Annotated in this window: 26 protein-coding genes; 6 read left to right on the top strand and 20 right to left on the bottom strand. The window is 66.2% G+C overall.

The genetic code is table 11. From position 1 onward, the window contains the following. Window positions 1-35: 35 nt before the first annotated feature. The 6 genes from fabG1 to ABIA30_RS03850 all read right to left on the bottom strand — a co-directional run bounded on the left by fabG1 (window position 36) and on the right by ABIA30_RS03850 (window position 6,375). The gene (gene fabG1 / locus ABIA30_RS03875) at window positions 36-815 is read right to left on the bottom strand and encodes a 3-oxoacyl-ACP reductase FabG1 (protein WP_370062226.1); all 780 of its coding nucleotides are present in this window, start codon (window positions 813-815) and stop codon (window positions 36-38) included. A 123-nt stretch (window positions 816-938) separates the two neighbouring features. Beyond that, the gene (locus ABIA30_RS03870; protein WP_370063313.1) at window positions 939-1,859 is read right to left on the bottom strand and encodes a DUF58 domain-containing protein; all 921 of its coding nucleotides are present in this window, start codon (window positions 1,857-1,859) and stop codon (window positions 939-941) included. 53 nt (window positions 1,860-1,912) lie between these two features. Next, window positions 1,913-3,061 carry an AAA family ATPase gene (locus ABIA30_RS03865; RefSeq protein WP_370062224.1) on the bottom strand — a complete coding sequence of 383 codons (1,149 nt, stop codon included), beginning with the start codon at window positions 3,059-3,061 and terminating at the stop codon, window positions 1,913-1,915. Between the two features lie 147 nt (window positions 3,062-3,208). Continuing rightward, window positions 3,209-3,868 (bottom strand): NlpC/P60 family peptidoglycan endopeptidase RipB, encoded by a 660-nt coding sequence (gene ripB / locus ABIA30_RS03860; protein ID WP_370063311.1) that lies wholly within the window; start codon window positions 3,866-3,868, stop codon window positions 3,209-3,211. Window positions 3,869-4,067: 199 nt separating this feature from the next. Then, complete coding sequence (gene ripA / locus ABIA30_RS03855; RefSeq protein WP_370062222.1) at window positions 4,068-5,513, bottom strand: NlpC/P60 family peptidoglycan endopeptidase RipA; 1,446 nt, start codon at window positions 5,511-5,513, stop codon at window positions 4,068-4,070. A 244-nt stretch (window positions 5,514-5,757) separates the two neighbouring features. Beyond that, the gene (locus ABIA30_RS03850; protein ID WP_370062220.1) at window positions 5,758-6,375 is read right to left on the bottom strand and encodes a DUF6676 family protein; all 618 of its coding nucleotides are present in this window, start codon (window positions 6,373-6,375) and stop codon (window positions 5,758-5,760) included. 163 nt (window positions 6,376-6,538) lie between these two features. On the opposite strand from ABIA30_RS03850, the gene acnA reads away from it, so the two are divergent. The 3 genes from acnA to ABIA30_RS03835 are packed head-to-tail and all read left to right on the top strand — an operon-like array spanning window position 6,539 to window position 10,320. Continuing rightward, entirely contained in the window at window positions 6,539-9,355 is a 2,817-nt protein-coding gene (gene acnA, locus ABIA30_RS03845; protein ID WP_370062218.1) for an aconitate hydratase AcnA, read from the top strand. Window positions 9,356-9,385: 30 nt separating this feature from the next. Continuing rightward, window positions 9,386-9,976 (top strand): TetR/AcrR family transcriptional regulator, encoded by a 591-nt coding sequence (locus ABIA30_RS03840; RefSeq protein ID WP_370062216.1) that lies wholly within the window; start codon window positions 9,386-9,388, stop codon window positions 9,974-9,976. A gap of 50 nt (window positions 9,977-10,026) precedes the next feature. Then, a complete protein-coding gene (locus ABIA30_RS03835; RefSeq protein WP_370062214.1) occupies window positions 10,027-10,320 on the top strand; it encodes a hypothetical protein in 294 nt (97 codons plus the stop codon). Between the two features lie 27 nt (window positions 10,321-10,347). Here ABIA30_RS03835 and ABIA30_RS03830 read toward each other — a convergent pair whose 3' ends face one another. From ABIA30_RS03830 to ABIA30_RS03805, 6 genes are all read right to left on the bottom strand, one after another. Then, the gene (locus tag ABIA30_RS03830; RefSeq protein ID WP_370062212.1) at window positions 10,348-10,542 is read right to left on the bottom strand and encodes a helix-turn-helix domain-containing protein; all 195 of its coding nucleotides are present in this window, start codon (window positions 10,540-10,542) and stop codon (window positions 10,348-10,350) included. A gap of 113 nt (window positions 10,543-10,655) precedes the next feature. After that, the gene (locus ABIA30_RS03825) at window positions 10,656-12,284 is read right to left on the bottom strand and encodes an ABC-F family ATP-binding cassette domain-containing protein (protein ID WP_370062210.1); all 1,629 of its coding nucleotides are present in this window, start codon (window positions 12,282-12,284) and stop codon (window positions 10,656-10,658) included. 69 nt (window positions 12,285-12,353) lie between these two features. After that, window positions 12,354-13,241: an enoyl-CoA hydratase gene (locus ABIA30_RS03820; protein ID WP_370063309.1), complete on the bottom strand. Its 888-nt coding sequence runs from the start codon at window positions 13,239-13,241 to the stop codon at window positions 12,354-12,356. Beyond that, the gene (locus ABIA30_RS03815) at window positions 13,238-13,606 is read right to left on the bottom strand and encodes a thioredoxin family protein (protein ID WP_370062208.1); all 369 of its coding nucleotides are present in this window, start codon (window positions 13,604-13,606) and stop codon (window positions 13,238-13,240) included. Before ABIA30_RS03815 ends, ABIA30_RS03820 begins: the two co-directional genes overlap by 4 nt. A gap of 47 nt (window positions 13,607-13,653) precedes the next feature. After that, window positions 13,654-14,748 (bottom strand): 12-oxophytodienoate reductase, encoded by a 1,095-nt coding sequence (locus ABIA30_RS03810; protein ID WP_370062206.1) that lies wholly within the window; start codon window positions 14,746-14,748, stop codon window positions 13,654-13,656. Between the two features lie 120 nt (window positions 14,749-14,868). Continuing rightward, the gene (locus tag ABIA30_RS03805; RefSeq protein ID WP_370062204.1) at window positions 14,869-15,543 is read right to left on the bottom strand and encodes a heme peroxidase; all 675 of its coding nucleotides are present in this window, start codon (window positions 15,541-15,543) and stop codon (window positions 14,869-14,871) included. A gap of 164 nt (window positions 15,544-15,707) precedes the next feature. On the opposite strand from ABIA30_RS03805, the gene pdxH reads away from it, so the two are divergent. After that, entirely contained in the window at window positions 15,708-16,373 is a 666-nt protein-coding gene (gene pdxH / locus ABIA30_RS03800; RefSeq protein WP_370062202.1) for a pyridoxamine 5'-phosphate oxidase, read from the top strand. An 84-nt stretch (window positions 16,374-16,457) separates the two neighbouring features. Here the strand turns inward: pdxH and ABIA30_RS03795 are convergent, their stop codons facing one another. The 8 genes from ABIA30_RS03795 to ABIA30_RS03760 all read right to left on the bottom strand — a co-directional run bounded on the left by ABIA30_RS03795 (window position 16,458) and on the right by ABIA30_RS03760 (window position 23,486). Then, window positions 16,458-17,108, bottom strand: a complete 651-nt coding sequence (locus ABIA30_RS03795) for a TetR/AcrR family transcriptional regulator (protein WP_370062200.1) — start codon at window positions 17,106-17,108, stop codon at window positions 16,458-16,460. A gap of 188 nt (window positions 17,109-17,296) precedes the next feature. Then, entirely contained in the window at window positions 17,297-17,671 is a 375-nt protein-coding gene (locus ABIA30_RS03790; protein WP_370062198.1) for a metal-sulfur cluster assembly factor, read from the bottom strand. Next, window positions 17,668-18,126: a Fe-S cluster assembly sulfur transfer protein SufU gene (gene sufU / locus ABIA30_RS03785; RefSeq protein WP_370062196.1), complete on the bottom strand. Its 459-nt coding sequence runs from the start codon at window positions 18,124-18,126 to the stop codon at window positions 17,668-17,670. The genes ABIA30_RS03790 and sufU overlap by 4 nt, the downstream gene beginning before the upstream one ends. Then, window positions 18,123-19,379 (bottom strand): cysteine desulfurase, encoded by a 1,257-nt coding sequence (locus ABIA30_RS03780; protein ID WP_370062194.1) that lies wholly within the window; start codon window positions 19,377-19,379, stop codon window positions 18,123-18,125. Before ABIA30_RS03780 ends, sufU begins: the two co-directional genes overlap by 4 nt. A gap of 27 nt (window positions 19,380-19,406) precedes the next feature. Beyond that, entirely contained in the window at window positions 19,407-20,174 is a 768-nt protein-coding gene (gene sufC / locus ABIA30_RS03775; protein WP_370062192.1) for a Fe-S cluster assembly ATPase SufC, read from the bottom strand. Continuing rightward, entirely contained in the window at window positions 20,171-21,349 is a 1,179-nt protein-coding gene (gene sufD / locus ABIA30_RS03770; RefSeq protein WP_370062190.1) for a Fe-S cluster assembly protein SufD, read from the bottom strand. Before sufD ends, sufC begins: the two co-directional genes overlap by 4 nt. After that, on the bottom strand, window positions 21,349-22,776 hold the full coding sequence (sufB, locus tag ABIA30_RS03765) for a Fe-S cluster assembly protein SufB (RefSeq protein ID WP_370062188.1): 1,428 nt from the start codon (window positions 22,774-22,776) through the stop codon (window positions 21,349-21,351). The genes sufD and sufB overlap by 1 nt, the downstream gene beginning before the upstream one ends. Next, window positions 22,773-23,486: a helix-turn-helix transcriptional regulator gene (locus ABIA30_RS03760; protein ID WP_370062186.1), complete on the bottom strand. Its 714-nt coding sequence runs from the start codon at window positions 23,484-23,486 to the stop codon at window positions 22,773-22,775. Before ABIA30_RS03760 ends, sufB begins: the two co-directional genes overlap by 4 nt. A gap of 72 nt (window positions 23,487-23,558) precedes the next feature. On the opposite strand from ABIA30_RS03760, the gene mptB reads away from it, so the two are divergent. Together mptB and ABIA30_RS03750 are read left to right on the top strand one after the other, a co-directional pair. Continuing rightward, window positions 23,559-25,277, top strand: a complete 1,719-nt coding sequence (gene mptB / locus ABIA30_RS03755) for a polyprenol phosphomannose-dependent alpha 1,6 mannosyltransferase MptB (protein ID WP_370062184.1) — start codon at window positions 23,559-23,561, stop codon at window positions 25,275-25,277. Next, on the top strand, window positions 25,274-26,203 hold the full coding sequence (locus ABIA30_RS03750) for an ABC transporter ATP-binding protein (RefSeq protein WP_370062182.1): 930 nt from the start codon (window positions 25,274-25,276) through the stop codon (window positions 26,201-26,203). The genes mptB and ABIA30_RS03750 overlap by 4 nt, the downstream gene beginning before the upstream one ends. Window positions 26,204-26,226 lie beyond the last annotated feature (23 nt).

Raw genomic sequence — 26,226 nt, 5'->3', positions numbered from 1 at the left:
TAGCGAAAGTTCTTGTAAGCCAAAGCTTTTGAGGGTCAGTGACCCATGCCCATGCCGCCATCGACCGGGATCACGGCGCCGGCGATGTAACCGGCATCCTCGGACGCCAGGAAGCTGACCGCACCCGCGACATCTTCGGCAGTGCCGACCCGCTTGGCCGGGATGAACTCGAGGGCGCCCTCCTGGATCCGCTCGTCGAGCGCACGCGTCATCTCGGTGTCGATGTAACCGGGGGCGACGACGTTCGCGGTGACGCCCGCCTTGGACAGCTCGCGGGAGATCGAACGAGCCATGCCGATCAGGCCGGCCTTGGCGGCGGCATAGTTGGCCTGGTTGCCGATGCCCCACATACCCGAGACCGAACCGATGTAGATGATCCGGCCGAAGCGCTTGCGCTGCATGCTGCGTGACGCCCGCTGGGTCACCCGGAACGCGCCGGTGAGGTTGGCGTTGATGACCTCGGTGAACCGCTCCTCGGTCATCCGCATGAGGAACGCATCCTTGGAGATGCCTGCGTTGGACACCAGCACCTCGACCGGACCCTGATGCTCCTCGACCTCGGTGAAAGCGCGGTCGACGGCCTCGTTGTCGGTGACATCGCACTCGACGCCGAACAATCCCTCCGGAGCACCGGAGCCGCGATGGGTGACGGCCACCTTGTGGCCATCGGCGGCCAGCCGTTGTGCGATTGCCAGGCCGATGCCCCGGTTACCACCGGTGACGAGGACGGAACGGGAAACGAAGGCGGGGCGACCGCCAGGATTCTCGGTGGCAGCAGTGGCAGATATCTGATCGCTCCTCGCGTCCGCAGTCATGCTCGCCAACTTATCGTCTTTGCCGCTGATCGCCGAAATCGGCACGCTGAGCGCAACTGTTGCCCAGACGTACGTTTCGGTCGGAAAGTGCGAGTAGATCCGGGCAGAACGCCGATCTCGGCGCTACCGCCCACCAGCCATGGCACCGCGGCGGCGGTTCGCGACAAACCGAACTACATCGGCGATCCAATCCCGATCGGTCCGCAGCGTCAGCAACGGTGCGTCACACCGCCGCAGGGTACGAGCGACTTCGTCGCGGTGCGCCTGGGCGGCCCGGGCGAAGTCGTCGCGCAGGCCCTCGTCGATGGTGAACTCCCGGGTGACACCGGATTCGGCGTCCTGCAGGACCACGTCACCGACGTCCGGCAGTTCGACATCGCGCGGATCGATGATCTCGATGCCCAATACCTCGTGCCGTCCGGCGATGGCGCGCAGTTCGCGCATCCAGTTGATCGGTCCCAGGAAGTCGCTGATGATCACCGCCATGCCGCGGCGGCGCTCGGGCCGGCGCAGCGCGTCGATGGCCACGGCCAGGTCGCCACGGACGCCAACCGGCGCCTTGGGCGTGGTGGCGATGGCGCGCAGCAGCTCCTGCTCATGCATCCGTCCGGCCAGTGCGGGCACCCGGCGCATGATGTCGCCGTTGGAGATGATCGCGCCGAGCCGGTTGCCGCCACCGCTGTTCAAGAACGCGATCGACGCGGCTGCCGCGACCGCCAGATCGCGCTTGTCGCAGCCGGCGGTCCCGAAGTCCAGGCTGGCAGACACGTCGACCACCAGCCAGGTCTCCAGCTCGCGGTCGGCGATCATCTGCCGCACATGTGGGGTGGTGGTGCGCGCCGTCACCGACCAGTCCATCCGCCGCACGTCGTCGCCAGGCTGGTAGATGCGCGACTCCCCCGGCTCCGAACCCGGCCCGGGGATCAGGCCCTGGTGGTCGCCGTGCAGTACGCCATCCAGCTTGCGCCGGACGGTGAGCTCCAGTTTGCGCAGTGCGGCCGACAGTTCCGGGTCGCGGATCTGGCCGCGCTGCAGCGACGGCAGGTCGACCGAGCGGCTCCGGTTCGGCTGAGCCGAACGATCTGACACGGGGTCGGTCACCGACCCGGGGCGGCCGAGGGCGCAGCGGACGCACCTGCCATCACGGGCGGAACCGAATGCCCTTGCTGGGGAATGGCATTCACCTGCGGCAGGGCGACGGTCTGCAGAATGCGGTTGACCACGGTCTCGGCCGAGATCTCGTCGGCCAGCGCATCGTAGGTCAGCACCAGGCGGTGGCGCAGCACATCCGGGATGACCTCCACGACGTCCTGCGGGATGACGTAGTCACGGCCGCGCACCAGGGCCAGCGCCCGGGCGGCGCTGATGATGCCCAGTGAGGCACGCGGCGACGCGCCGTAGGCGATCCACGCCTTGGCGTCGGGCATGCCGAACTTCTCGGGCTCGCGGGTCGCGGTGACGATCCGGACGACGTAGTCGACCAGCGCGTGGTGCACGAAGATGTTCGCCGCCACGTCCTGCAGGCGCAGCAGATCGGCGGTGTCCAGGATCTGCTTGGGCTCCGGCGGCTTGACGCCCATCCGGTAGATGATCTCGCGCTCTTCCTCCGGCGACGGGTAGCCGACGTTGAGCTTGAACAGGAAGCGGTCGCGCTGCGCCTCGGGCAGCGTGTAGACACCCTCCTGCTCGATGGGGTTCTGGGTGGCCATCACCAGGAACGGGCTGGGCAGCGGGAAGGTCTTGCCGCCGATGGAGATCTTGCGCTCGGCCATGACCTCCAGCAGCGCGGACTGCACCTTTGCCGGGGCGCGGTTGATCTCGTCGGCCAGCAGGAAGTTGACCATCACCGGGCCGAGCTCGATGTCGAACTCTTCCTTGCCCACGCGGTAGATGCGGGTACCGACGATGTCGGTGGGCACCAGGTCGGGGGTGAACTGGATACGCGCGAAGGATCCGCCGACCACCTTGGCGAAGGTTTCCACAGCGAGGGTCTTCGCGACGCCCGGCACGCCTTCGAGGAGCACGTGGCCCTTGGCCAGCAGACCGACCAGCATGCGCTCGACCAACAGGTCCTGGCCGACGATGATGCGCTTGACCTCGAAGATGGCCCGCTCGAGGGTGTGCACCTCGGACTGCAGGGCGCTGTTACCGGTGGGAGCCGCGGCGTGCTGTCCCTGCGGTTGCGCGGGGTACCCCGGCGCGGGGAAGTTCCCGGCGCCCTGCGGCGATCCACTCGGTGACGTCATGAAGCATTTCCTCCCACTCGGGACTATCTGACACGCTCAATGCGGCGCCACCGACCGGGTGGCCGGGCGCCCTGGGTCAACTATTCCAGGCAGTTACGGATCCGTCGACGTTGCCTGCCCGCCCGGCGATTCGGGCGACGCTCAGAGCTAGGTCTCGATGATCCGAGACAGGTGCGGCGACATGCCGGACATCCGGACCGGGCTCACCGTGACCCGGCCGGCACTGCCGGAGGCCTCCAGCATCCTGCCGCCGCCCAGGTAGATGGTGACGTGCTGGCTGCCGCCCGGCCCGTAGAAGATCAGATCGCCGCGCTTGGCCTGCGACGGCGGGATAGCTCGACCGGTGTTGAACTGGTCGCCGGAATACTTCGGGATCTGCACGCCGACGCCCGCGTAGGCGTATCGGGTGAGGCCCGAGCAGTCGAAGCCGATTTTCCCCGCGTCGTAGTCCACGCCGGGTCCGGGTCCGGTCAGGGTGCCCCCGCCCCACGAGTACGGCACACCCATCTGTGAACCGGCGCGGCGGATGACGTACTCGATCGCCTGCGCTCCGCCGACGCGACCGCCGGGCATCATCATGGCCGCGCCGCCGCCACCGCCGGACGGCTTGCCGCCCAGGCCCAGGCTGGCCAGGAAACTCTGACCCAGGTTCGACGTGGTCTGCAGGGCCAGCTGGCTGACCTGGAACGAGGCGTTGGCAATCGCGACCGGATCACCGGGTGCGCCGGAACTGGCCTTCTCGGGCAGCGTCGGATCCCAGCCGCCCGGGTCGGCGGAGGCCGGCGCGACCGGTCCGACGACCAGCATCAAGGCCAGTGCACCCACCGCGGCGAGTGCACTTCTGCGATCAAAAACATTGCCCTGCAACGCAATACCCTCTCTTCTTCCCGTCGCTTCGCTCGCCCCGGCAAATTCTCCCCGTCGCTTCGCTCGCCCCGGCAAATTCTCCCCGTCGCTTCGCTCGCCCCGGCAAATTCTCCCCGTCGCTTCGCTCGCCCCGGCGAAATCAGTATTCGATGAACCGGATGACGTACGGCGTCATGCCGCTGGTGCGAACGGGCGAGATGTGCACATCCGAGCCGGTGTAGGGCGCTTCGAGCATCTTGCCGTCACCGAGGTACAGCGTGACGTGCTGGCTACCCCCGGGACCGTAGAAGATGACGTCGCCGCGGCGGGCCTGCGAGGTCGGGATCTTGCGACCCATGTTGTATTGGTTGCCCGAGTAATGCGGCAGCTTGATGCCGACGCCGGCGAACGCGTAGAGGATCAATCCGGAACAGTCGAAGCCGGTGGTGCCGGCACCGTCATCGATGCCCTTGCTGGGACCGGCGGCTGTGCCACCACCCCAGGAGTACGGGACACCGATCTGCGTCATGGCGCGCCGGATCACGTATTCAGACGCCTGCTTGCCGTACACCCGTGGGATCGCGCCGTTGGTGAAACCGGTATTGCTGACCTCCGCGGGCACCAGACCCAGGCCCTGCAGGAAGCTGTGGCCCATCTGCTGGGTGACCTGCGCCGAGGTCGCGGTCACGCCCAGAACCTTGTTGATGACGGCCACCGGATCGCCCTGGATGTTGGCGCTCGGGATCTTGGGGAGCGTCGGATCCCACCCGCCGTCGTCCCACTTCTGACCGTTGCCCATGGCCGGGGCCGCGCTGCCGTCCCAGTTGCCCGCGTAGGCGCCGGGCGCTGCCGGCGGTGCGGCATTGCCGCCCGCCGGGGTCGACCATTGCTTGCCCATCGAGGCCAGCTTGACCTCGGCGGCGGTGCGCTGGGTGGTGAGCTGATCGAGCTGGGTCTGCTGATCGGCGAAGGTGTTCTTGGCGTCGGAGAGGGCTTTGACCGCGTCGTCCTGGCTGGTCTGGGCATCCTTGACGGCTTGATCGGCCTTCTGCTTGGCCAGTCGCGCCGTCGATTCCTCATTCGCCTGTGCGGTGCGGGTGCGTTGCAGATCGGCGATGACCTGCTGCGAACTGATGTTCATGGCCTGCCCGGCGGCGGCGGTGGCGATGATGTCGGACGGGTCGGTCGCGGTCAGATACGACTGCGCGGGTCCGTTGGTGTATGCGGATGCCGCGTACTTGTCGAACCGCTGCTGAGCTGCGCCGATAGCCGCGTTGGCGTCCTGTAGTCCGGTAGCGCTGGCGTCCACCTGTTGTTGGGCGGCGGCAGCATTGTCACGAGCGGTCTGGACGTCGTCGATGGCTTTGTTGACGGCTTCCTGCTGGCCCTGCACGGAAGCGCCGAGCTCCTGCAGTTTCTGGTTGACGTTGGCCACCTCGGCGACCAGGGTCGCGATCTCGTTGCCGCCCGGTTGCGCGCCGGCCATGCCGATGCCTGGCAGTCCCCCGGAGCCGAACACCGACGCGGTCATGACACCGAACACAACGGATCCGGTGCCCACTCGGCTGCCCAGCCGGGAGGCTGAGGCGCGATTGGTGCGACTCATCGACTCTGGTCTCCTAAGGCTCAACCTCGCCGCCAACCGCCGGGGAATGCGTTCGCGTGCGGGCTTTTCCGTCGGGCCCGTAGTCACAAAAATCACATCTGCAACATCCGGTGCCAACTGCACCGTACGTCACATCAGTCACTAGGGAAATGTAAGTAACAAATCACATATCTGTAATTGAAAAGAGTGTTACCGAATGGTGATTATTCGAAAGTGGCGGTAGCCCTTACAGACTCACCGTCAGCTAATTCTGCGCAGCCCCGACGACGTCGTCAGCGGCCACTTTTCGGGCGCGAAGCTGCAGCATGCGGGTACCTACCGCGGCCAGCGCCACCCCCAGGATCAGCACGATGGTGAACGATGTCCACGGAAAAATCGGCGTCTGCACCTGACTCACGAAATTCTGCGCCGACTGCACCGCATTACCGGTGCGCGCAAGGTCCTCGCCGGCCTCAAGGGTCACCCGGTCGATCTTCGTGCTGTAGCTGCCGACGTGCGCGGGGCTCAGCGCCAGCACTGTCGACCCCGGGTAGGCATTGCCCACCACGGTCGCGATATCGCGCATCGGCGGATCGGTGAACGGATCGGTCGGCAACACCACGATCTTGAGGTCCAGACCCTTGCCCTTGGCGTCGGCGACGATGTGTTGGAGGTCCTTGAGCTGAGCCGATGCTGCGGCCGTCGCTTTGGCATCGGCCGGCTTGCCGCCGACACCGACTGCGGGCGGCGAGCTGACGCCACCGTCGCGGACCTGGCCGAGCACCGTCGTCATGCACTGATCGACGGTCGTCTTGGCCGAGTCCTGGCCGACAGTCCCGCAGATGTCGACGGGGATGTAGGCAGGCAGGAAGGCAATCGTCACGGCCCAAACGCTACTGGAAATTCACCCAAGTGAGTGACACCACACGCGTAACCCGACAAGACTGTAGGCACCCCCTGGGGTCCTTCACAGGACAAGCGTACTGTTAGGGTTGCAACGCGCCGCTGACACAGCCCGTCGCGGCGAGATCTAGCCGGGAGTTGATGTGAGCAGCAATTCATTTGGAGCCCGTGACACGCTCGTTGTCGGGGAAAACAGCTACGAGATTTTCCGCCTTGACGCGGTACCGGGAACCGAGAAGCTTCCCTACAGCCTCAAGGTGCTGGCGGAGAACCTGCTGCGCACCGAAGACGGCGCCAACATCACCAAGGACCACATCCTGGCCCTGGCGAACTGGGATCCCTCGGCCGAGCCGAGCATCGAGATCCAGTTCACCCCGGCGCGCGTGATCATGCAGGACTTCACCGGCGTGCCCTGCGTCGTCGACCTGGCCACCATGCGTGAGGCCGTCACCGCCCTCGGCGGCGACGCGAACAAGGTCAACCCGCTGTCCCCCGCCGAGATGGTCATCGACCACTCCGTCATCCTCGACGTGTTCGGCACCGCCGACGCCTACGAGCGCAACGTCGCCCTCGAATACGAGCGCAACTCCGAGCGCTACCAGTTCCTGCGCTGGGGCCAGGGCGCCTTCGACGACTTCAAGGTCGTTCCGCCGGGCACCGGCATCGTCCACCAGGTCAACATCGAATACCTGGCCCGCACCGTCATGGTCCGCGACGGAAAGGCCTACCCCGACACCTGCGTGGGCACCGACAGTCACACCACCATGGAGAACGGCCTTGGCGTGCTGGGCTGGGGCGTCGGCGGTATCGAAGCCGAGGCAGCCATGCTGGGCCAGCCGGTATCGATGCTCATCCCGCGCGTCGTCGGCTTCAAGCTGAGCGGCGAGATCCAGCCGGGCGTCACCGCCACCGACGTGGTGCTCACCGTCACCGAGATGCTGCGCAAGCACGGTGTGGTCGGCAAGTTCGTCGAGTTCTACGGCAAGGGCGTCGCCGAGGTGCCGCTGGCCAACCGCGCCACGCTGGGCAACATGAGCCCGGAGTTCGGCTCCACCTGCGCGATCTTCCCGATCGACGAGGAGACCATCAACTACCTGCGCCTGACCGGCCGCACCGACGATCAGCTCGCGCTGGTCGAGGCCTACGCCAAGACCCAGGGCATGTGGCACAACGCCGATCACGAGCCGGCCTTCTCCGAATACCTCGAGCTGGACCTGTCCACCGTGGTCCCGTCGATCGCCGGCCCGAAGCGCCCGCAGGACCGAATCCTGTTGTCGGAGAGCAAGATCGCCTTCCGTAAGGACATCCACAACTACGTGGAGGAGAACCACCCGGCGCCGGAGACCAAGCTCGACGAGGCGGTCGCGGAATCCTTCCCGGCCTCCGACTCCGTCTCCTTGTCCTTTGCCGACGACGGTGCCGTGGACGTCCAGTCGGCCGCCAACGGCGCCGAGGGCCGGCCCAGCAAGCCGATCCGGGTCAAGGGCGAGCGCGGCGAGTTCATCCTCGACCACGGCGCCGTCGCGGTTGCGGGCATCACCTCCTGCACCAACACCTCCAACCCCTCCGTGATGATCGGCGCGGCCCTGCTGGCCCGCAACGCCGTCGACAAGGGTCTGACCACCAAGCCGTGGGTGAAGACCAACATGGCCCCGGGCTCGCAGGTGGTCACCGACTACTACGAGAAGGCCGGCCTGTGGCCGTACCTGGAGAAGCTGGGCTACTACCTGGGCGGATACGGCTGCACCACGTGTATCGGTAACACCGGCCCGCTGCCGGAGGAGATCTCCAAGGCCATCAACGAGCAAGACCTGACCGTCACCGCGGTGCTGTCCGGCAACCGCAACTTCGAGGGCCGCATCTCCCCCGACGTCAAGATGAACTACCTGGCCAGCCCGCCCCTGGTCATCGCCTACGGGCTGGCCGGCACCATGGACTTCGACTTCGAGACCGACTCGCTGGGCAAGGACCACGACGGCAACGACGTGTACCTGCGCGACATCTGGCCGTCGGCTCAGGAGATCGACGACACCATCAAGAGCGCGATCAGCCAGGACATGTTCCGCAAGTCCTACGCCGACGTGTTCAAGGGTGACGACAACTGGCGCAACCTGTCGACCCCGGACGGCGACACCTTCGCGTGGGATGACGCCTCGACGTACGTGCGCAAGGCGCCGTACTTCGACGGCATGGGCATGGAGCCCGAGCCCGTCTCCGACATCAAGGGCGCGCGCGTGATGGCACTGCTGGGTGACTCGGTGACCACCGACCACATCAGCCCTGCCGGTCCGATCAAGCCCGGCACCCCGGCAGCGGACTACCTCGACGCGCACGGCGTGGCCCGCAAGGACTACAACTCCCTCGGTAGCCGTCGTGGCAACCACGAGGTCATGGTCCGCGGCACCTTTGCCAACATCCGTTTGCAGAACCGGGTACTGGACACCATCGGTCTGGAAGGCACCCAGGGTGGCTACACCCGGGACTTCACCCAGGAGGGCGGCCCGAAGTCGTTCATCTACGACGCCTGCATGAACTACCAGAAGGCCGGCATCCCGCTGGTCGTGCTCGGCGGCAAGGAGTACGGCTCGGGTTCGTCGCGTGACTGGGCGGCCAAGGGCACCACGCTGCTGGGCGTCAAGGCCGTCATCACCGAGTCGTTCGAGCGCATCCACCGGTCGAACCTCATCGGCATGGGAGTCGTCCCGCTGCAGTTCCCGGCCGGCGAGACCGCCAAGACGCTGGGGCTGGACGGCACCGAGGTGTTCGACATCAGCGGCATCGAGAAGCTGAACGAGGGAGTCACCCCGAAGACGGTGCACGTCACCGCCGCCAAGGAAGACGGCACCAAGGTGGAGTTCGACGCCGTGGTCCGCATCGACACCCCTGGTGAAGCCGACTACTACCGCAACGGCGGCATCCTGCAGTACGTGCTGCGCAACATGCTGCGGTCGGGTAGCTAGAGCGAACGAAGAAGGTAGACAAGGCATTTCATGCCCCGGGTCTCAGGAGATCATCTGGCGGCGCGCCGCCGCCAAATTCTCGACGGTGCCCGGCGCTGCTTTGCCGAGTACGGATACGACAAGGCGACCGTGCGGCGGCTCGAACACACCATCGGGCTGTCGCGCGGCGCCATCTTCCATCACTTCAAGGACAAGGACACCTTGTTCTTCGAGCTGGCCCACGAGGACGCCGAGCGGATGGCCGAGGTGGCGGCCCGCGAGGGTCTGGTCCAGGTGATGCGGGACCTACTGGCAGCGCCCGACCAATTCGACTGGCTCGCCACCCGGCTGGAGATCGCCCGAAAGTTGCGCAACGACCCGGTGTTTCACGCCGGCTGGTCGGAACGCTCGGCCGAGCTCTCGGCGGCCACCACCGCACGCCTGCATCGACAGAAGCAGGCCGGCCGGCTGCGCGACGACGTACCCAGCGACGTCCTGCAGATGTACCTGGACCTCGTGCTCGACGGCCTGGTGGCCCGGCTGGCCTCTGGCGACGATCCCGGGAAGCTTTCCGCAGTGCTGGATGTGGTGGAGGCATCGGTGCGCCAGCACGGGCCTGCCGTGGTATCCACCGAAACCTGACCGGTCGGCACGGCACAGTGCGACGATCAGGACATCTGAGAGGGACGGTGATGATGACCGCTTACCGCACGTTGGCCATGGGACTGCTCGCGGGTGCCGGCGCACTGACCATGGTTGCCGCCATACCGGAGCCGACGTCCGCTGCCGATGTGTGCGGCAGCATCGGGGGCCGACGTATTTCGGTGAGTGGTTGTGGCGATCCGATCGAGCGCTGGGCGCCGCCGCCGGCCGCCTACGCGCCGTTGCCTGAGGACTTCAGTGCGGTACCGCCGCCACCGCCGGCGCCAAACGTCAACGTGTGCGCCAATGTCGGCCGCCGGATCAACATCAGCGGCTGCATCTGAGGGTCTAATCGGTTGCCCGGCAACCGATTAGCGCTGCACGCGGGTACGGTGGTTCGGTCCGCCTCGGCCGCGCAGCACGGTTCCCGACTTGAGCAGCATGCTGTGCACCGAGCCGTAGGATTTGCCGGTCGTGGCCACCAATGTACGAATGCTGGCGCCGCCTTCGTAGGCACTGCGCAACTCGGTCATCATCGCCTCGCGCGACTTCTTCGCTTCCTTCATCCCAGCCTCCCCTGAGCCTGCCCCGACGCTGCCTCGGATCAACGGGTTCAGCGTAGGAACAGTGCCGCGGCGACGCGGGCGATTCGGCGAAACTGCCGCCGCATCAACAGGGCTCAGGCGAGCTCGATGAGCTCCCGATACTCGTCGGACCAGAAATCCTCGGTGGCATCGGGCAATAGCAGCACCCGTTGCGGATTGAGGGCTTCGGCCGCACCCGGGTCGTGCGTCACCAGCACCACCGCGCCGGCGTAGCTGCGCAGCGCGTCGAGCACCTGTTCACGTGAGGCCGGATCAAGGTTGTTGGTCGGCTCGTCGAGCAGCAACACGTTCGCGGTGGAGGCCACCAGGCCGGCCAATGCCAGACGCGTCTTCTCACCACCGGACAGCGTGCCGGCCGGCTGCTCCAGCTGCGGACCGGAGAACATGAACGCGCCCAACAGGCCCCGCAGATCCTGTTCGCCGGTATCGGGTGCGGCGTGCCGGATGTTCTCCCAGACCGTGTCGTGGTCGTCGAGGGTGTCGTGCTCCTGGGCGAAGTAGCCGACCTTGAGGCCGTGGCCCGGTTCGATACCGCCGGCATCGGCGGTCTCCACCCCAGCCAGCAGCCGCAGCAGCGTCGTCTTTCCGGCACCGTTGAGGCCAAGCACCACCACGCGGGAACCGCGATCGATCGCCAGGTCCACGCCGGTGAAGATCTCCAGTGAGCCATAGGTTTTGGTCAGCCCCTTGACCACCAATGGCGTCTTGCCGCATGGCGCCGGGGTCGGGAACTTGATCTTGGCCACCTTGTCGGCCACCCGCTCGGCGTCGAGCTCGGAGATCATCCGCTCGGCACGGCGCAACATATTCTGCGCGGCAACGGCTTTGGTGGCCTTGGCGCCCATCTTGGCGGCCTGGGCCCGCAGCGCGCCGGCCTTCTTCTCGGCGTTCGCCCGCTCGCGCCGGCGTCGTTGTTCGTCGGTGGCACGGGCATCGAGGTACTTCTGCCAGCCCATGTTGTAGACGTCGGCTTCGCCGCGCACCGCATCGAGGAACCACACCCGGTTGACCACGTCGGCCAACAGGTCGACGTCGTGGCTGATCACCACCAGACCACCGGTGTGGCTCTGCAGAAAGCCGCGCAACCAGCCGATCGAGTCGGCATCGAGGTGGTTGGTGGGCTCATCGAGCAGCAGTGTCGTGTCCGAACCGGATCCGGTGTCACTGGCCGCGAACAGGATTCGGGCCAATTCGATGCGCCGGCGCTGACCGCCGGACAGCGTGCGCAGCGGCTGGGTCAGAACCCGTTCGGGCAGACCGAGGCTGGCGCAGATCCGACCCGCCTCACTTTCGGCGGCGTACCCGCCGAGTGCCGAAAACCGTTCTTCCAGTTGGCCGTATTTGCGGACTGCCTTGTCGCGTGCGGCGTCGTCGGCGACCTCGGCCATCAGCACCTGCTGCTTTTCCAGGTCGGACAGCAGGGTGTCCAGGCCGCGGGCCGAGAGCACCCGGTCCCGGGCCAACACATCCAGGTCACCCTCTTTGGGATCCTGTGGCAGGTAACCGATTTCGCCGGTTCGCTCGACACTGCCGGCGTACGGCTGGCCCTCGCCGGCGAGGATGCGCAGGGTGGTGGTCTTGCCGGCGCCGTTACGGCCCACCAGCCCGATCCGGTCACCGGGCTGGATCCGCAGCGCCGATCCTTCGAAGGCGAGCAGTGTGCGCGCTCCGGCGCGGACCTCCAGGTCCGTTGCGGTGATCACGCTGGGTTCTCCTATCCCGGGTCGCTAGGCTCCCGCCCTACGGAGCATCCAGCTGATGCTGCGACCGTGTTACTTGTCGTCGGTGAAGTCCGCGGGCCGCTTCTCCGCGCGCGCAGCAACCGCCTCTTCGAAGTTGGCGGTGAGCAGTCGAATGAACAGCTGGCCCAGGCCTTCGGCCTGCATGTGGCTCTCTAGGCTACCTGCGTCCAGTCCGCTCCATAGCGTCCGCTTGGTCAATTCGATTCCCGGACGGGAGAACGACCCGATCCGCTCGGCCATGTCGTAACACGTCGCGAGCAGATCCTCGGGTGCGACCGTCCTCGATACCAGGCCGATCCGCTCGGCCTCGGCGGCATCGATGTCCCGGCCGGTCAGCATCGCCTCGAAGGCCCGCGAGGTGCCGATGGCCCGCGGCAGCAGATAGGAAAGTCCCAGCTCACTGGCGGTCAATCCGTTGTTGATGCCGGCGGCCCGGAAGTAAGCCTCCGTGGCCGCGATCCGGATGTCGCAGGCCAGTGCCAGACACAGGCCTCCCCCGATGGCTGCGCCGTTGACCGCGGCGATCACGGGCTGGTGCAGCTTGCGCAGCGCCAGGATGACGTCGTCGAGCACCTCCATGGAGCGCAGCGCGAACGTCGGCCGGGTCAGATCCTGGACATGCGGGACCGAGCCGGCCGATTTGTGGTCGGCGCCGGAGGAAAAGCCGCGGCCTGCACCCGTCAGCACCACTGCGCGTACGTCGTTGTCGTAGGTGAGCTCGTCGAGCACCTTCTTCAGCGGAACCATGACGTCGAAGGCCATCGAGTTCATTCGCTCGGGGCGGTTCAGCGTGACCAACGCCACGCCGGGGCGCGGCCGGTCGACCAGTACAAGAGGGCTCTGCTCGCTCACGCCTGCACGGTATCGCGCAGCGACGCCGGCCCCACCATCGGTGTGGCCGGCGTCGGCTGTGCTCAGGCCTGGTTGCTGTGCGAGTCGTGTTCGGCGATCACGGTGTCGATGTCGAAGGCCTTGATCTGGCCGATCACTTCGTCGAGCTGGTTGGCCGCCAACATGCCCGAGTGCCGGAACACCATGTGGCCCTTCTTGAAGGCCATCAGGGTCGGGATCGCCTGGATCTCGGCGGCAGCGGCCAGACCCTGCTCGGCCTCGGTGTCGACCTTGGCGTGCAACACGTCGGGGTGCTTGTCAGCGGACGCCGAATAGGTCGGGGCGAACGCACGGCACGGACCGCACCATGACGCCCAGAAGTCGATCAGCACGATCTCGTTGTCGGCGAGGATGCTGTTGAACTGGTCTCCGGTGATGTCTTTCGTGCTCACGCTTCTCCCAACGTCGCGTTGTGCCTGCTTGTTCCTGGTATTGCCGCTCAGCGCAGTGCAGCCAACGCGCTGGCCGCATCGTAGCCATTGAACCCGTCCAGCGTCCCGGTGCGCAGCCGGTTGACCCAACCCGGGTCGGCCAGCAGTGCTCGGCCGATCGCCACCAGGTCGAACTCTCCGGCGTCGAACTGCTCCACCAATTGGTCGATCGGACCCGGTTCGATGAGCTGGCCGGGCTTCTCGGAGCGGAATGCAGTCTGCAGGCCCACTGAACCGACGGAGATGACCTGTGCACCGGTGACCTTCTTGGTCCAGCCGGCCAGCGACAACACGGGGTCCGCATCGGGGAACGCCGGCACGTAGTGGCGCCGGGTCGACGGGTGCAGCACGTCCGCCCCCGCATCTACCAGCGGGGCCAGCAGCTCCTGGAGTTCGACCGGATCGGCCGCGATCGATGCGCTGTAGTCAGCACCCTTCCACTGGGAGAAACGGTAGATAATCGGGAAGTCCGGGCCGACGGCCGCGCGCACCGCGGCCACCACCTCGGCCGGGAACCGGGTCCGGTTGGCGATGCCGTACTCGTCGGTCCGCAGATTTGTTCGGGCCCAGAAGAATTCGTCGAGCAGATAGCCGTGGGCGCCATGGATCTCGACCGCATCGAAGCCGACCTCGCGGGCATTGCGGGCAGCCTCGGCATACAGTTCGGCCACCGCCGGCAACTCGTCGGCGCTCAGCGCTCGGCCGGCGGCCTCGCCGGCACCGTTGACACCGGACGGACTGACCTGGGCCACCCCGTCGCTGCCGTCACGTTCGGAACCCTGGTGCCACAGCTGGGCCGCGATGACCGAGCCATGACGGTGCACGGCACTGGTCACGTAGCGCCACCCGGCCAGCGCCTCGTCGCCGACGAGGGTGGGGATCGCAGGATGTGCGGCCGCCGCAGGGTCGCCCAACCGGATGCCCTCGGTGATGATCAGGCCGACCCCACCGGCCGCGCGGCGTGCGTAGTACTCCGCCACGTCGGAACCCGGGACGCCACCGGGCGAACCCTGACGGGTCATCGGAGCCATCGCGAACCGGTTGGGCACGGTCAGGCTCTTGATGGTCAGTGGCTCGAACAATCCAGAGGCGTCAGAGGTCATGCCGCTATGCAACACCGCCACGACGCGACGGATTCCAAGCGGCCCCAGGTTGCCGAAACTGCATTCTCGCGGCGCCGGTACGAGTGCAGCGATGTCTACCGGCGCTTTCGGCCGAAAGCGCTAGCGACCGTGAGACTCGAAACGCCAGATGGCGTGATGCAGGGCACCGACATCCCACCCGGCCGATGCCGCCACACCCGCCAGCAGTGCACCCGTCCGCCCCGAATCGGCGTTGCCGACGTAGCGGGCCACATAGCTCACGATCGTCCGGTCAGCCGTGGCGTCGGGCGGCTGTGCCAGCATCTCCAGGTAGCTCCAGGTGAACCCTGACCGTTGACCTGGCACTGCGCACCACGCGGCCTTGGCAACTTCGCCGCGCTCACTGCTCTCGGCGAGGACGGCGCGTAAGTCTTCGGTCGTCCGGATGTCCAAAGCGGCCAGACCCCGTGCCGCGTCGGTCAGTGCCGCCGACCGCAGCGGCGCGTCCTTTGCAGTGGACGTCGGTCGGCGATTACCGATGGCTGACGCCCACAAGTCAGGGCCGCCGAGTTCCTGAACCGTCGCCAAAAGCTCTGGTGCGCCGTCGGTGTCGGCGTCACCACCCTGCCCTGCCCGGAAGTCGCGGTACCGGTCAACCACTTTCGTGACGGTCAGATGACGCGCGCCGGTCACATAGATCGCGTCAATGATGCACAACGCCAACGAGTTCGGATAACCCGCGGGCTCGGGCCAGCGTGCCGGATCGCCCAGATCGCGTTCGCACGCAGCCTGCAACCGCTCGATGTCTGTGTTCATTGTGGTGCCTTCCAGTCGCCTGGACCTCGTTGGTCCTGTCGGCTGGAAGCTAACGACGACGGCCGACAAACTGCCGTCGAAACCGGGAGTTATCCACAGGCTCGGCCGACCGTTGGTGCGACGGCACATGCGCCGACCCGGGGACCAACGGCTAACGTCGGGTCATGGCTCAATGGGCTGAGGTAGACGGTGGCCGGGCGTTCCTCCGGAGTCTGCCGGTGCTTACCGGAACGGCACCGGAATTCGACGCCGACGCAGCAGATCCGGTGGCGTTGTTCAGGCGCTGGATGCAACATGCGGTGGATGCCGGTGTACCAGAGCCCCATGCCATGACCATCTCGACTGTCGACGCCCAGGGTCTGCCACGAGCGCGTGTGCTGATTCTCAAAGCCGTCGACAACGCGGGGTGGCATTTCGCGGTGAACACCGTAAGTCAAAAGGGCCACGATCTGAACGCGAATCCCGTTGCCGCACTGACCTTCTACTGGCCTTCCCTGGTTCGGCAGGTTCGGGTCGTGGGGCCGGTTGTCAATGACGGAGCCGCTGAGAGCGCGGCAGATTTCCTGGCCCGCCCAGTGGGCTCCCGGGCGATGGCGCTGACCCGGCGCCAGAGTCAACCCTTGACGGACCTCAGCGAGCTGGAAACCGAGTATCAAAAGGCACAGTCCGAGTTGGAAACCGAGCCGCGGTTGGTGCCAGACGAGTGGGTGTCGTACGCAGTTCGCCCAGTCGAGATCGAGTTCTGGCAGGGAGCCAAGGATCGCCGGCACGTGCGACTGGCATACCGACGGATCGACGACGAGTGGGAGATCAGCCGGCTCTGGCCCTGATTATCGGCTCAGCCGATGCGGCCCTGATTATCGGCTCAGCCGATGCGGCCCTGATCATCGGCTCAACCGATGCGACCGCAACTGTCAGCTCAGCCGATGGCGGTGGATCGGTCGCCAGCGATTGATCGCCTGGTTGTGAAATCCTTCGGCGAGCTGTCCGACCGCGGCGGTCAGTTGATGCGGCGCCAAAGCTGTTGCGGGGTATAGGAGTCGGTCGAGAACCAAACCGTCGACCAGCGCCATGACTGCGGCGGCGATCAGTGCGGAATCCGCGGACTCATCGATGTGTGCCTCAAGGGTTTTGGCGAATATCTGCGTCATCCCCATGAACGAGGACCGGTGTTCGGCCAGGGCGTCAGCCAGGTCCGGACTGCGCAGCAGCTCCAGTTGCAGTTCCAGGCGGGCGAGTTGCCGGGGAGCAGACTGATTTGATGTCCAGTCATTGACGACGGCGTCGACGAGCTCAGGGGCCGTGAGGGTGTCGCCGCTCGCGACCAGCCGGGCCATGAACTGCTCGAGGCTCTCGCGGTCCACGTCGGCAAGTCGGTGGGCGGCAGCCGAAATCAAGCTGGCGCGGGTCCGGAAGTAGGAGCTTGTAGAGCCCTCCGGCAGGCCCAGGTGTTGGTCGACCGCCCGGTGGGTCAGCCGTCGCGAGCCCTGCGCGGCAAGCACTTCGATGACGGCGTCGGCGATCGCCGTCCTGCGCAGCGCCGATGGTCGTCGCGCGGTAGCCATAGCCGTCATCTACCTAAGTAGAGGGCCAGTAGCTGTCGTTTGCGGCAAGTTTTGGTCTCGACCTGGCATCAGAGCGCGAAACTTACTACTGCTGTCGGGATTCTAGAGTCCTAGGGGCGGTACCCGGCAGAGCGCAGAGCCCGGGTATCGGGTCCGACAGGTTCCGGCGTGACCACCCGGGCGCGTAGCTAGACGGTAAAGCCCAGGGCCCGTAGCTGTTCGCGGCCGTCGTCGGTGATCTTGTCCGGGCCCCACGGAGGGTTCCAGACCCAGTTCAGCTTGAGGTCGCTGACCAGACCCGCTCCAACCAGCGCGGTGCGTGACTGGTCTTCGATCACGTCGGTCAGTGGGCAGGCCGCCGACGTCAGCGTCATGTCGAGCTTGACGACGGTGCCCTGCTCGCCTTCCTCGAGGGTCATGCCATAGACCAGTCCCAGGTCGACGACGTTGATGCCGAGCTCGGGGTCGACCACGTCGCGCATGGCCTCCTCGACGGCATCGAGCAGTTCGGGATCGTCGACCACGTTCGCGGTGGTCGTGCCTTCCGGAGTGGCTTCGGTCATCGCTTCTCCTCCATATCGTCAGTGGCCTCGGCCAAAGCGGCCTTGAATGCAGTCCAGCCCAATAGCGCGCACTTCACCCGGGCCGGATACTTCGCGACGCCGGCGAAGGCGATGCCATCGCCCAGCACATCCTCGTCGCCCTCGACATTGCCGCGCGAGGAAATCATCTCGGTGAACGCCGCCACCGTCTTGAGCGCATCACCGACGGTCTGCCCGATCACCTGATCGGTCAGCACCGAGGTCGACGCCTGACTGATCGAGCAGCCCTGCCCGTCGTAGGAGATATCGGTGACGGTGTCGCCATCCGCGGACAACGCAACCCGTAGGGTGACCTCGTCACCACACGTCGGGTTCACGTGGTGCACCTGCGCGGCGAAGGGCTCGCGCAGCCCACGATGGTGCGGGTGCTTGTAGTGATCCAGGATCACGTCCTGGTACATCTGTTCCATTCTCATGCGGAATCACGCTCAAAAAATCTGATGGCACGGTTGACGCCGGCGATCAACCGGTCGACCTCGTCGAGGGTGTTGTACACGGCGAACGATGCGCGGGCGGTGGCAGCGATACCGAACCGACGGTGCAGCGGCGCCGCGCAATGGTGGCCCACCCGCACCGCGATGCCCTCATCATCGAGCACCTGGCCGACGTCGTGGGCGTGGACGCCATCGAGCACGAAGCTGACCGGCGAGCCCCGGTGCTCGGTGCTGGTCGGTCCGATGATCCGGACCTGCGGGATCTGCGACAGTCCCGCCAGGGTGGCGGCGACCAGCTCGGCCTCGTGCGCCTCGACCGCGGCCATCCCGATGTCGGTCAAATACCTTGCGGCAGACGCCAATCCGACCACCTGCGAAGTCATCGGGGTGCCGGCCTCGAATCGTTGCGGCGCCGGCGCATAGGTGGCCCGCTCCATCGTGACGGTCTCGATCATCGAGCCCCCGGTGAGGAACGGTGGCAGCGCGTTGAGCAGTGCACGTCGGCCGTACAGTACACCGATTCCGGTGGGGCCCAACATCTTGTGTCCGGAGAACGCTGCAAAATCCACGTCCAGCGCCCGGAAGTCGACCGGTTGATGCGGCACGGACTGGCAGGCGTCCAGCACGGTCAGCGCACCGACAGCCTTGGCCCGCGACACCAGTTCGGCGACCGGTGCGATGGCGCCGGTGACATTCGAATGATGAGTGAAGGCAACAACTTTCACCCGCTCATCGAGCTGCAGGGAATCGAGGTCGATGCGACCGTCGCCGGTCACCGAGTACCAGCGCAGCTCGGCACCGGTCCGTCGGGCCAGTTCCTGCCACGGGATCAGGTTGGCGTGGTGTTCGAGCTCGGTGGTGACGATGACGTCCCCGGGCCCCACCGCGCGATCGAACCGGTTGTCCCCCAACGTATACGACACCAGGTTCAGTGACTCGGTGGCGTTCTTGGTGAACACCAGCTCGTCGTCGTCGGCGCCGACGAACGCGGCAATGTCAGCGCGGCCCTGTTCGTACGCGTCGGTGGACTCCTCCATCAGCTGGTGCGCACCGCGGTGCACCGCGCCGTTGGAGGTGGTCAGGAACTGACGCTCGGCATCGAGTACCTGCAGCGGCTTCTGCGACGTGGCACCGGAATCCAGGTACGCCAACTGATTCCCGCCACGCATGACCCGACTCAGGATCGGGAAGTCGGCCCTGATCCGCGTCACATCCAGATGAACCGACACTGTCATCTTTCTGCTCCTCGCGTGCGCGCTACCTCAAGCTCCGGCGGCAGCAGTCGTGTAGCGCTCGTAGCCGTGCTCTTCGAGCTCGTCGGCCAACTCCGGGCCACCGGAAGTGACGATCCGGCCGTCGAAGAACACGTGCACGAACTGCGGACGGATGTAGCGCAGGATGCGGGTGTAGTGGGTGATCAGCAGCACGCCGCCGTGCTCGGCTTCGGCGTACCGGTTGACACCTTCGGACACCACCCGCAGGGCGTCGACGTCCAGGCCCGAGTCGGTCTCGTCGAGGATGGCGATCTTGGGCTTGAGCAGGCCCAGCTGCAGGATCTCGTGGCGCTTCTTCTCGCCACCGGAGAAACCTTCATTGACGCTTCGCTCGCCGAATGCCGGATCGATGTCGAGCTCGGACATGGCGGTCTTGACTTCCTTCACCCAGTGCCGCAGCTTGGGGGCCTCACCGCGGACCGCGGTCGCGGCGGTGCGCAGGAAGTTGGACATCGAGACGCCGGGCACCTCGACCGGGTACTGCATGGCCAGGAACAGGCCGGCACGAGCCCGCTCATCGACGCTCATGGCCAGCACGTCCTCGCCGTCGAGGGTGATGGACCCCGAGGTGACGGTGTACTTCGGGTGGCCGGCGATCGCGTAGGACAGCGTCGACTTGCCAGAACCGTTGGGGCCCATGACCGCATGGGTCTCCCCCGACTTCACGGTCAGGTTGACACCCTTGAGGATCGGGACGTCGCCACCATCCGGTGCGGTGACCGAGACGTGCAGGTCCTTGATTTCCAGTGTGGTCATGAGTTGTTGCGTCCTTCAGTCAATTCAAGTTCGTGTTCGATGGCGGTGGTCAGGCGATCACGGACTTCCGGCACGGCGATCTTCTGGATGATCTCGCCGAAGAAGCCGCGCACCACCAAGCGGCGGGCTTGGTGCTCGGGGATACCGCGGGCCTGTAGGTAGAACAGCTGCTCGTCGTCGAAACGGCCAGTGGCACTGGCGTGTCCGGCGCCGGCGATCTCGCCGGTCTCGATCTCGAGGTTAGGCACCGAGTCGGCACGGGCTCCGTCGGTCAACACCAGGTTGCGGTTGACCTCGAAGGTGTCGGTGCCGGTGGCCGCAGCCCGGATCAGCACATCGCCGATCCACACCGTGTGGGCATCGGGCTTCTTCGAATCCGGATCCCCTTGCAGCGCACCCTTGTACAGCACGTTGGAGCGGCAGTTCGGCTGCGCGTGGTCAACCAGCAGGCGCGACTCGAAGTGCTGGCCGTCGTCGGCGAAGTACATGCCGAGCATCTCAGCGTCGCCGCCGGGCGCCAGGTAACGGGTCCGCGACGTCAAGCGCACCACGTCACCGCCGAGGGTGACCGCGACATGCCGCAACACCGAGTCCTTGCCGAGGGTGGCGTGGTGGGTGCTTACGTTCACCGCATCGTCGGCCCAGTCCGCGATGGACACCACCGTCAATCGCGCGGCATCGCCGACGACGAATTCGACGTTGTCGGCGTAGATTCCGCTGCCGGTCTGGTCGATCACCACGACGGCTTCGCCGAGTTCACCGACCCGCACCTGCAGGTGGCCGTACGCGACGGTGCCTTCACCGGGACCGGCAATGGTGATCTCGATCGGCTCGGCGACCTGAACGTCACGGCCGACGCTGACCACGGTGGCCTCGGTGAACGACGAATACGCCTGTGCGGCAACACGGTCCGCGGGGACGCCGCCCTGGCCCAGCCGCGTGTCATCGCGGCCCACGGTCTCCACCGTGACGCCATCGCGCTGTGAAACCTCGACACGCGCGGCGCCGGTGGCCTCCGCAGACCCGTCGTGCAGGCCGTGCAAGCGCTTCAGCGGGGTGAACCGCCACAGTTCATCACGGCCGCCGGGCACCTCAAAAGCGTTGACGTCAAAGGACGTAAACAGCTCACCCTTGTTGGCGACGATTCCTTCCGTCGCCTCAGTCAAATTACTCACTAGCCGACAGCGCCTTCCATCTGCAGCTCGATCAGCCGGTTGAGCTCGAGCGCGTATTCCATTGGTAGTTCCTTGGCGATGGGCTCGACGAAGCCGCGCACCACCATTGCCATCGCCTCGTCTTCGGTCAGGCCGCGGCTCATCAGGTAGAACATCTGGTCCTCGGAGACCTTTGACACCGTGGCCTCGTGGCCCATGGTGACGTCGTCCTCGCGGATGTCGACGTACGGGTAGGTGTCGGAGCGGCTGATCGAGTCGACCAGCAGCGCATCGCATTTCACGCTGGAACGCGAACCGTGTGCACCCTTGTTCACCTGAACCAGGCCGCGGTAGGACGTCCGGCCACCGCCGCGGGCCACCGACTTCGACACGATGTTGCTCGACGTGTTGGGCGCCAGGTGCAGCATCTTGGCGCCGGTGTCCTGATGCTGGCCCTCGCCGGCGAATGCCACCGAGAGCACCTCACCCTTGGCGTGCTCACCGGTCATCCACACGGCCGGATACTTCATGGTGACCTTGGAGCCGATATTGCCGTCGATCCACTCCATGGTGGCGCCGGCCTCGGCACGGGCGCGCTTGGTGACCAGGTTGTAGACGTTGTTGGACCAGTTCTGGATGGTGGTGTACCGAACCCGCGCACCGGGCTTGACGATGATCTCGACGACCGCGGAGTGCAGCGAATCCGACTTGTAGATCGGTGCGGTACAGCCCTCGACGTAGTGCACGTAGGAGCCTTCGTCGGCGATGATCAGCGTGCGCTCGAACTGGCCCATGTTCTCGGTATTGATCCGGAAATAGGCCTGCAGTGGGATGTCTACGTGCACACCAGGCGGCACGTAGATGAACGACCCGCCGGACCACACCGCGGTGTTCAGTGCCGAGAACTTGTTGTCCCCGGCCGGGATGACGGTGCCGAAGTACTTCTTGAAGATCTCGGGGTGCGCCTTGAGCGCTGAGTCGGTGTCGAGGAAGATGACGCCGAGTGCCTCGAGGTCCTCACGGATCGAGTGGTAGACCACCTCGGATTCGTACTGCGCGGCGACACCGGAGACCAGACGCTGCTTCTCCGCTTCGGGGATGCCCAGGCGGTCGTAGGTGTTCTTGATGTCGGCCGGCAGGTCGTCCCAGGTTGCTGCCTGCTTCTCACTGGATCGCACGAAGTACTTGATGTTGTCGAAGTGGATGCCCTCGAGATTGGAGCCCCAGTTCGGCATCGGCTTCTTGCCGAACGTGCGCAGCGCCTTCAGGCGCATTTCGAGCATCCACTCGGGCTCGCTCTTCTTCGCCGAGATGTCTCGCACCACGGCCTCGGACAGACCACGCTGAGCACTGGCCCCCGCGACGTCCGAGTCCGACCAGCCGTAGTCGTAGTTCCCCAGCGAGGCAATGGTTTCCTCTTGGGTCAACTGTTCCGGTGTGGTCGTCATCGCGACACTCCTTGTTCGTTGGTGACTACAGGTTGTTCGGGCGTGACCGGCACGTGCGTGGTGCACACGCAGTCGCCGTTGACGATGGTGGCCAGGCGCTGGACATGGGTGCCCAGGACCTCGGCGAACGCCTCGCGCTCGGCTTCGCACAGTTCCGGAAATTCCTCGGCCACGTGCGATACCGGGCAGTGGTGCTGGCAGATCTGCACGCCGCCGATGGGCCCGGTGACCGGGTTCGTGGTGGTGGCGTATCCGGCGGAAGTCAGTGCGGCGGCCACCTGATCAGCAGCATCGGTGATGCCGTCAGCCGCCGTGACGCCGGACAGGATCGAGTCGATGCGGCGCCGCGCGAAGGTGCGGATGGCGTCGTCTCCACCGATCTCGCGGAGCTGACGCATCGCTGCCGCCGCCAGGTCGTCATAGGTGTGGCCGAGCTTTGCCCGGCCGGCAGCGGTCAACCGGTAGCGCTTGGCCGGCCGGCCCCGTCCGCTGTGCTGCCACACGGCCGCGGCACTCGATTCGGCGTCGCCTGCCTCGATCAGCGCGTCCAGGTGCCGCCGGATCCCGGCTGCGGAGATGCCGAGCCGCTCGCCGATCTGGCCGGCGGTCACTGAGCCCTCCAGGAGTAGCTGCACGATCGCCGAGCGGGTATGCCCGTCCGAAGCGGCTGCCGTCGAAACGGCGCCGGTGACTTCGGCGGGGATTTTCACAACACCATTGTGACGGAATTCGAAAGGTGAATCTAGGAAGGGCACCCTTAGCTGGGCTGAGAGGTTCAGCACATGGCTGGTTGGGGTGAACCCGGCGGCTACTCTGCTCAGATGGCCGACCGCCTCCAGCACCTCAGCACGGCAGTCGCCCGATGGCACGCCGACGAACTCGCTGTCGGTTCGCCGCTGAACCCCTCCCAAATCGTCGTCCTGCGGAGAACCCGGGTCTTCGGTGCCACCGGGACGGTGCTCATGGCCATCGGCGCGCTCGGCGCCGGGGCCCGGCCGGTGGTCCAGGACCCGACCTTCGGTGTTCGCCTGCTCAATCTTCCGTCCCGCATCCAGACGGTGTCGCTGACCATGACCACCACTGGCGCGGTGATGATGGCGCTGGCGTGGTTGATGCTGGGACGCTTCGCACTCGGCAATCGCCGGATGACCCGAAGCCAACTCGATCAGACCCTGCTGCTGTGGGCGCTGCCGCTGCTCATCGCGCCGCCGATGTACAGCAAGGACGTCTACTCCTATCTCGCGCAGAGCGCGATAGCCCGGATCGGCCTGGACCCGTACCGAGTCGGTCCGGCCACCGGCCTGGGACTGGACCATGTGTTCACCTTGTCGGTGCCGAGCCTGTGGCGTGAGACGCCGGCCCCGTACGGACCGCTGTTCCTGTGGATCGGGCGCGGCATCTCCGAGTTGACCGGCGACAACATCGTGGCCGGAGTGCTCGCACATCGGGCGGTCGTCCTGCTCGGTGTCGCGGCGACGGTCTGGGCCACGCCACGGCTGGCTCGTCGTTGCGGGGTCGCCGAGGTCAGTGCCCTGTGGCTCGGGCCCTGTAATCCCCTGCTGTTCATGCACCTGATCGCCGGCATCCACAACGAGGCACCGATGCTGGGACTGATGCTGGCCGGCACCGAGTTCGCCCTGCGGGGCGTCGACTCCAGCCGCCCGCTCATCCCGCGTCCGCTCAGCTGGCCAGGTGATCGCGCCGATTGGACTCGCTGGTGGCCGATGTTGATGCTGCTGACCGGCACGGTGCTGATCGCACTGTCCTCACAGATCAAGCTGCCGTCCCTACTCGCGCTGGGTTTCGTGGCGATGGCGCTGGCCCGCCGAATGGGCGGCACCGTCAAGGCCTTCTTCTGGGCCGGCGTGCCGTTGGGCTTGGTGGCGCTCGCAGTCATGGCAATCGTCGGCTGGGCCAGCGGCCTGGGCTTCGGCTGGCTGTTCACGCTCGGCACCGCCAATGTGGTGCGGTCCTGGATGTCGCCGCCCACTCTGATCGCCCTGGGCACCGGACAGGTCGGCATCCTGCTAGGGCTCGGCGACCACACCACCTCGGTGCTCGGACTGACCCGCGCGATCGGCGTCTTCATCATCGCGGTGCTGGTGACGTGGTTGTTGCTGTCGGTTCTGCGTGGTCGACTGCACCCGATCGGCGGGCTCGGCGTGGCCATGGGTGCCACTGTGCTGCTGTTCCCGGTGGTCCAGCCGTGGTACCTGCTGTGGGCGATCATTCCGTTGGCCTGCTGGGCCAGCCGGCCCGGCTTCCGCGGCACGACGATCGTTGTGACGTTCATCGTCGGCGTGTTCGGCCCGACGGCCAACGGCGACCGGTTCGCACTGTTTCAGATCCTGGACGCGACGCTGGCCAGCACCGTCATCGTGCTGATTCTGATCGGCCTCACCCGCAACCAGCTGCCTTGGCGCGCGCTGCCCGAATCGGACGAGAGCGGCGGACCGGGTCCGATTACCGCAGCACCCGGGGCCTACGCTGAGTCCCCGTGAGTGTCAACGCAGCTCCCGTGCTGCTGCGCGGTGTCAGCAAGAGCTATGGGGACACCCGTGCGGTCAACGGCCTTGATCTCGAGGTCCACCGCGCTCAAGTCTTTGCCTTGCTCGGCCCTAACGGTGCTGGTAAGACGACCACGGTCGAGATGTGCGAGGGCTTCGCCAAGCCCGACTCGGGCAGCATCTCGATCCTGGGCCTGAACCCGACTGCCGACAACGCCAAACTGCGCTCGCGCATCGGGGTGATGCTGCAGGGCGGCGGCGGATACCCAGCGGCCAAGGCCGGCGAGATGCTGAACCTGGTGGCCGCCTACTCGGCCGACCCACTGGATCCGAAATGGCTGATGGACACCCTCGGCCTGACCGACGCCGCCCGGACCACCTATCGCCGACTGTCGGGTGGCCAGCAGCAGCGACTGGCTCTGGCCTGCGCCATCGTCGGACGCCCCGAGCTGGTGTTCCTGGATGAGCCGACCGCGGGCATGGACGCTCATGCCCGCATCGTGGTGTGGGAATTGATCGATGCACTCCGTCGCGACGGTGTGACCGTCGTGCTGACCACGCACCACCTGTCCGAGGCCGAGGAACTGGCCGACCACATCGTGATCATCGACCACGGCTCGGCGGTGGCAGCCGGAACCCCTGCCGATCTCACGCGCAGCGGTGCGGAGAACCAGTTGCGTTTCGCCGCGCCACCCAAGCTGGACCTGTCACTACTGATCTCCGCGTTGCCCGAGGGCTACCGGGTCAACGAAGCCGGCGCCGGTGAATACCTGGTCGAAGGACATATCGACCCGCAAGTGCTCGCTGCCGTCACCGCGTGGTGTGCCCGGCTGAACGTGCTGGCCACCGACATGCGAGTGGAACAGCGCAGCTTGGAGGACGTCTTCTTGGACCTGACCGGACGGGAGCTCCGCTCGTGACTATTCAGCCAGTAGCGCAGGCG

Origin of the sequence: Mycobacterium sp. MAA66, assembly GCF_041261665.1 — a bacterium.
In the GTDB taxonomy this organism is placed as follows: domain Bacteria; phylum Actinomycetota; class Actinomycetes; order Mycobacteriales; family Mycobacteriaceae; genus Mycobacterium.
Note: the sequence above shows the minus strand (reverse complement) of the source record. Positions and strands in the feature narration are given on the sequence as shown.

Bases quoted from the DNA above. Each gene is read 5' to 3' on its own strand.
- fabG1 (WP_370062226.1), bottom strand. From the start codon at position 815: ATGACTGCGGACGCGAGGAGCGATCAGATATCTGCCACTGCTGCCACC.
- ABIA30_RS03865 (WP_370062224.1), bottom strand. From the start codon at position 3,061: ATGACGTCACCGAGTGGATCGCCGCAGGGCGCCGGGAACTTCCCCGCG.
- ripB (WP_370063311.1), bottom strand. From the start codon at position 3,868: ATGCTGGTCGTCGGACCGGTCGCGCCGGCCTCCGCCGACCCGGGCGGC.
- ripA (WP_370062222.1), bottom strand. From the start codon at position 5,513: ATGAGTCGCACCAATCGCGCCTCAGCCTCCCGGCTGGGCAGCCGAGTG.
- ABIA30_RS03840 (WP_370062216.1), top strand. From the start codon at position 9,386: ATGCCCCGGGTCTCAGGAGATCATCTGGCGGCGCGCCGCCGCCAAATT.
- ABIA30_RS03835 (WP_370062214.1), top strand. From the start codon at position 10,027: ATGATGACCGCTTACCGCACGTTGGCCATGGGACTGCTCGCGGGTGCC.
- ABIA30_RS03830 (WP_370062212.1), bottom strand. From the start codon at position 10,542: ATGAAGGAAGCGAAGAAGTCGCGCGAGGCGATGATGACCGAGTTGCGC.
- ABIA30_RS03810 (WP_370062206.1), bottom strand. From the start codon at position 14,748: ATGACCTCTGACGCCTCTGGATTGTTCGAGCCACTGACCATCAAGAGC.
- ABIA30_RS03805 (WP_370062204.1), bottom strand. From the start codon at position 15,543: ATGAACACAGACATCGAGCGGTTGCAGGCTGCGTGCGAACGCGATCTG.
- pdxH (WP_370062202.1), top strand. From the start codon at position 15,708: ATGGCTCAATGGGCTGAGGTAGACGGTGGCCGGGCGTTCCTCCGGAGT.
- ABIA30_RS03795 (WP_370062200.1), bottom strand. From the start codon at position 17,108: ATGGCTACCGCGCGACGACCATCGGCGCTGCGCAGGACGGCGATCGCC.
- ABIA30_RS03790 (WP_370062198.1), bottom strand. From the start codon at position 17,671: ATGACCGAAGCCACTCCGGAAGGCACGACCACCGCGAACGTGGTCGAC.
- sufU (WP_370062196.1), bottom strand. From the start codon at position 18,126: ATGAGAATGGAACAGATGTACCAGGACGTGATCCTGGATCACTACAAG.
- ABIA30_RS03780 (WP_370062194.1), bottom strand. From the start codon at position 19,379: ATGACAGTGTCGGTTCATCTGGATGTGACGCGGATCAGGGCCGACTTC.
- sufC (WP_370062192.1), bottom strand. From the start codon at position 20,174: ATGACCACACTGGAAATCAAGGACCTGCACGTCTCGGTCACCGCACCG.
- sufB (WP_370062188.1), bottom strand. From the start codon at position 22,776: ATGACGACCACACCGGAACAGTTGACCCAAGAGGAAACCATTGCCTCG.
- mptB (WP_370062184.1), top strand. From the start codon at position 23,559: ATGGCTGGTTGGGGTGAACCCGGCGGCTACTCTGCTCAGATGGCCGAC.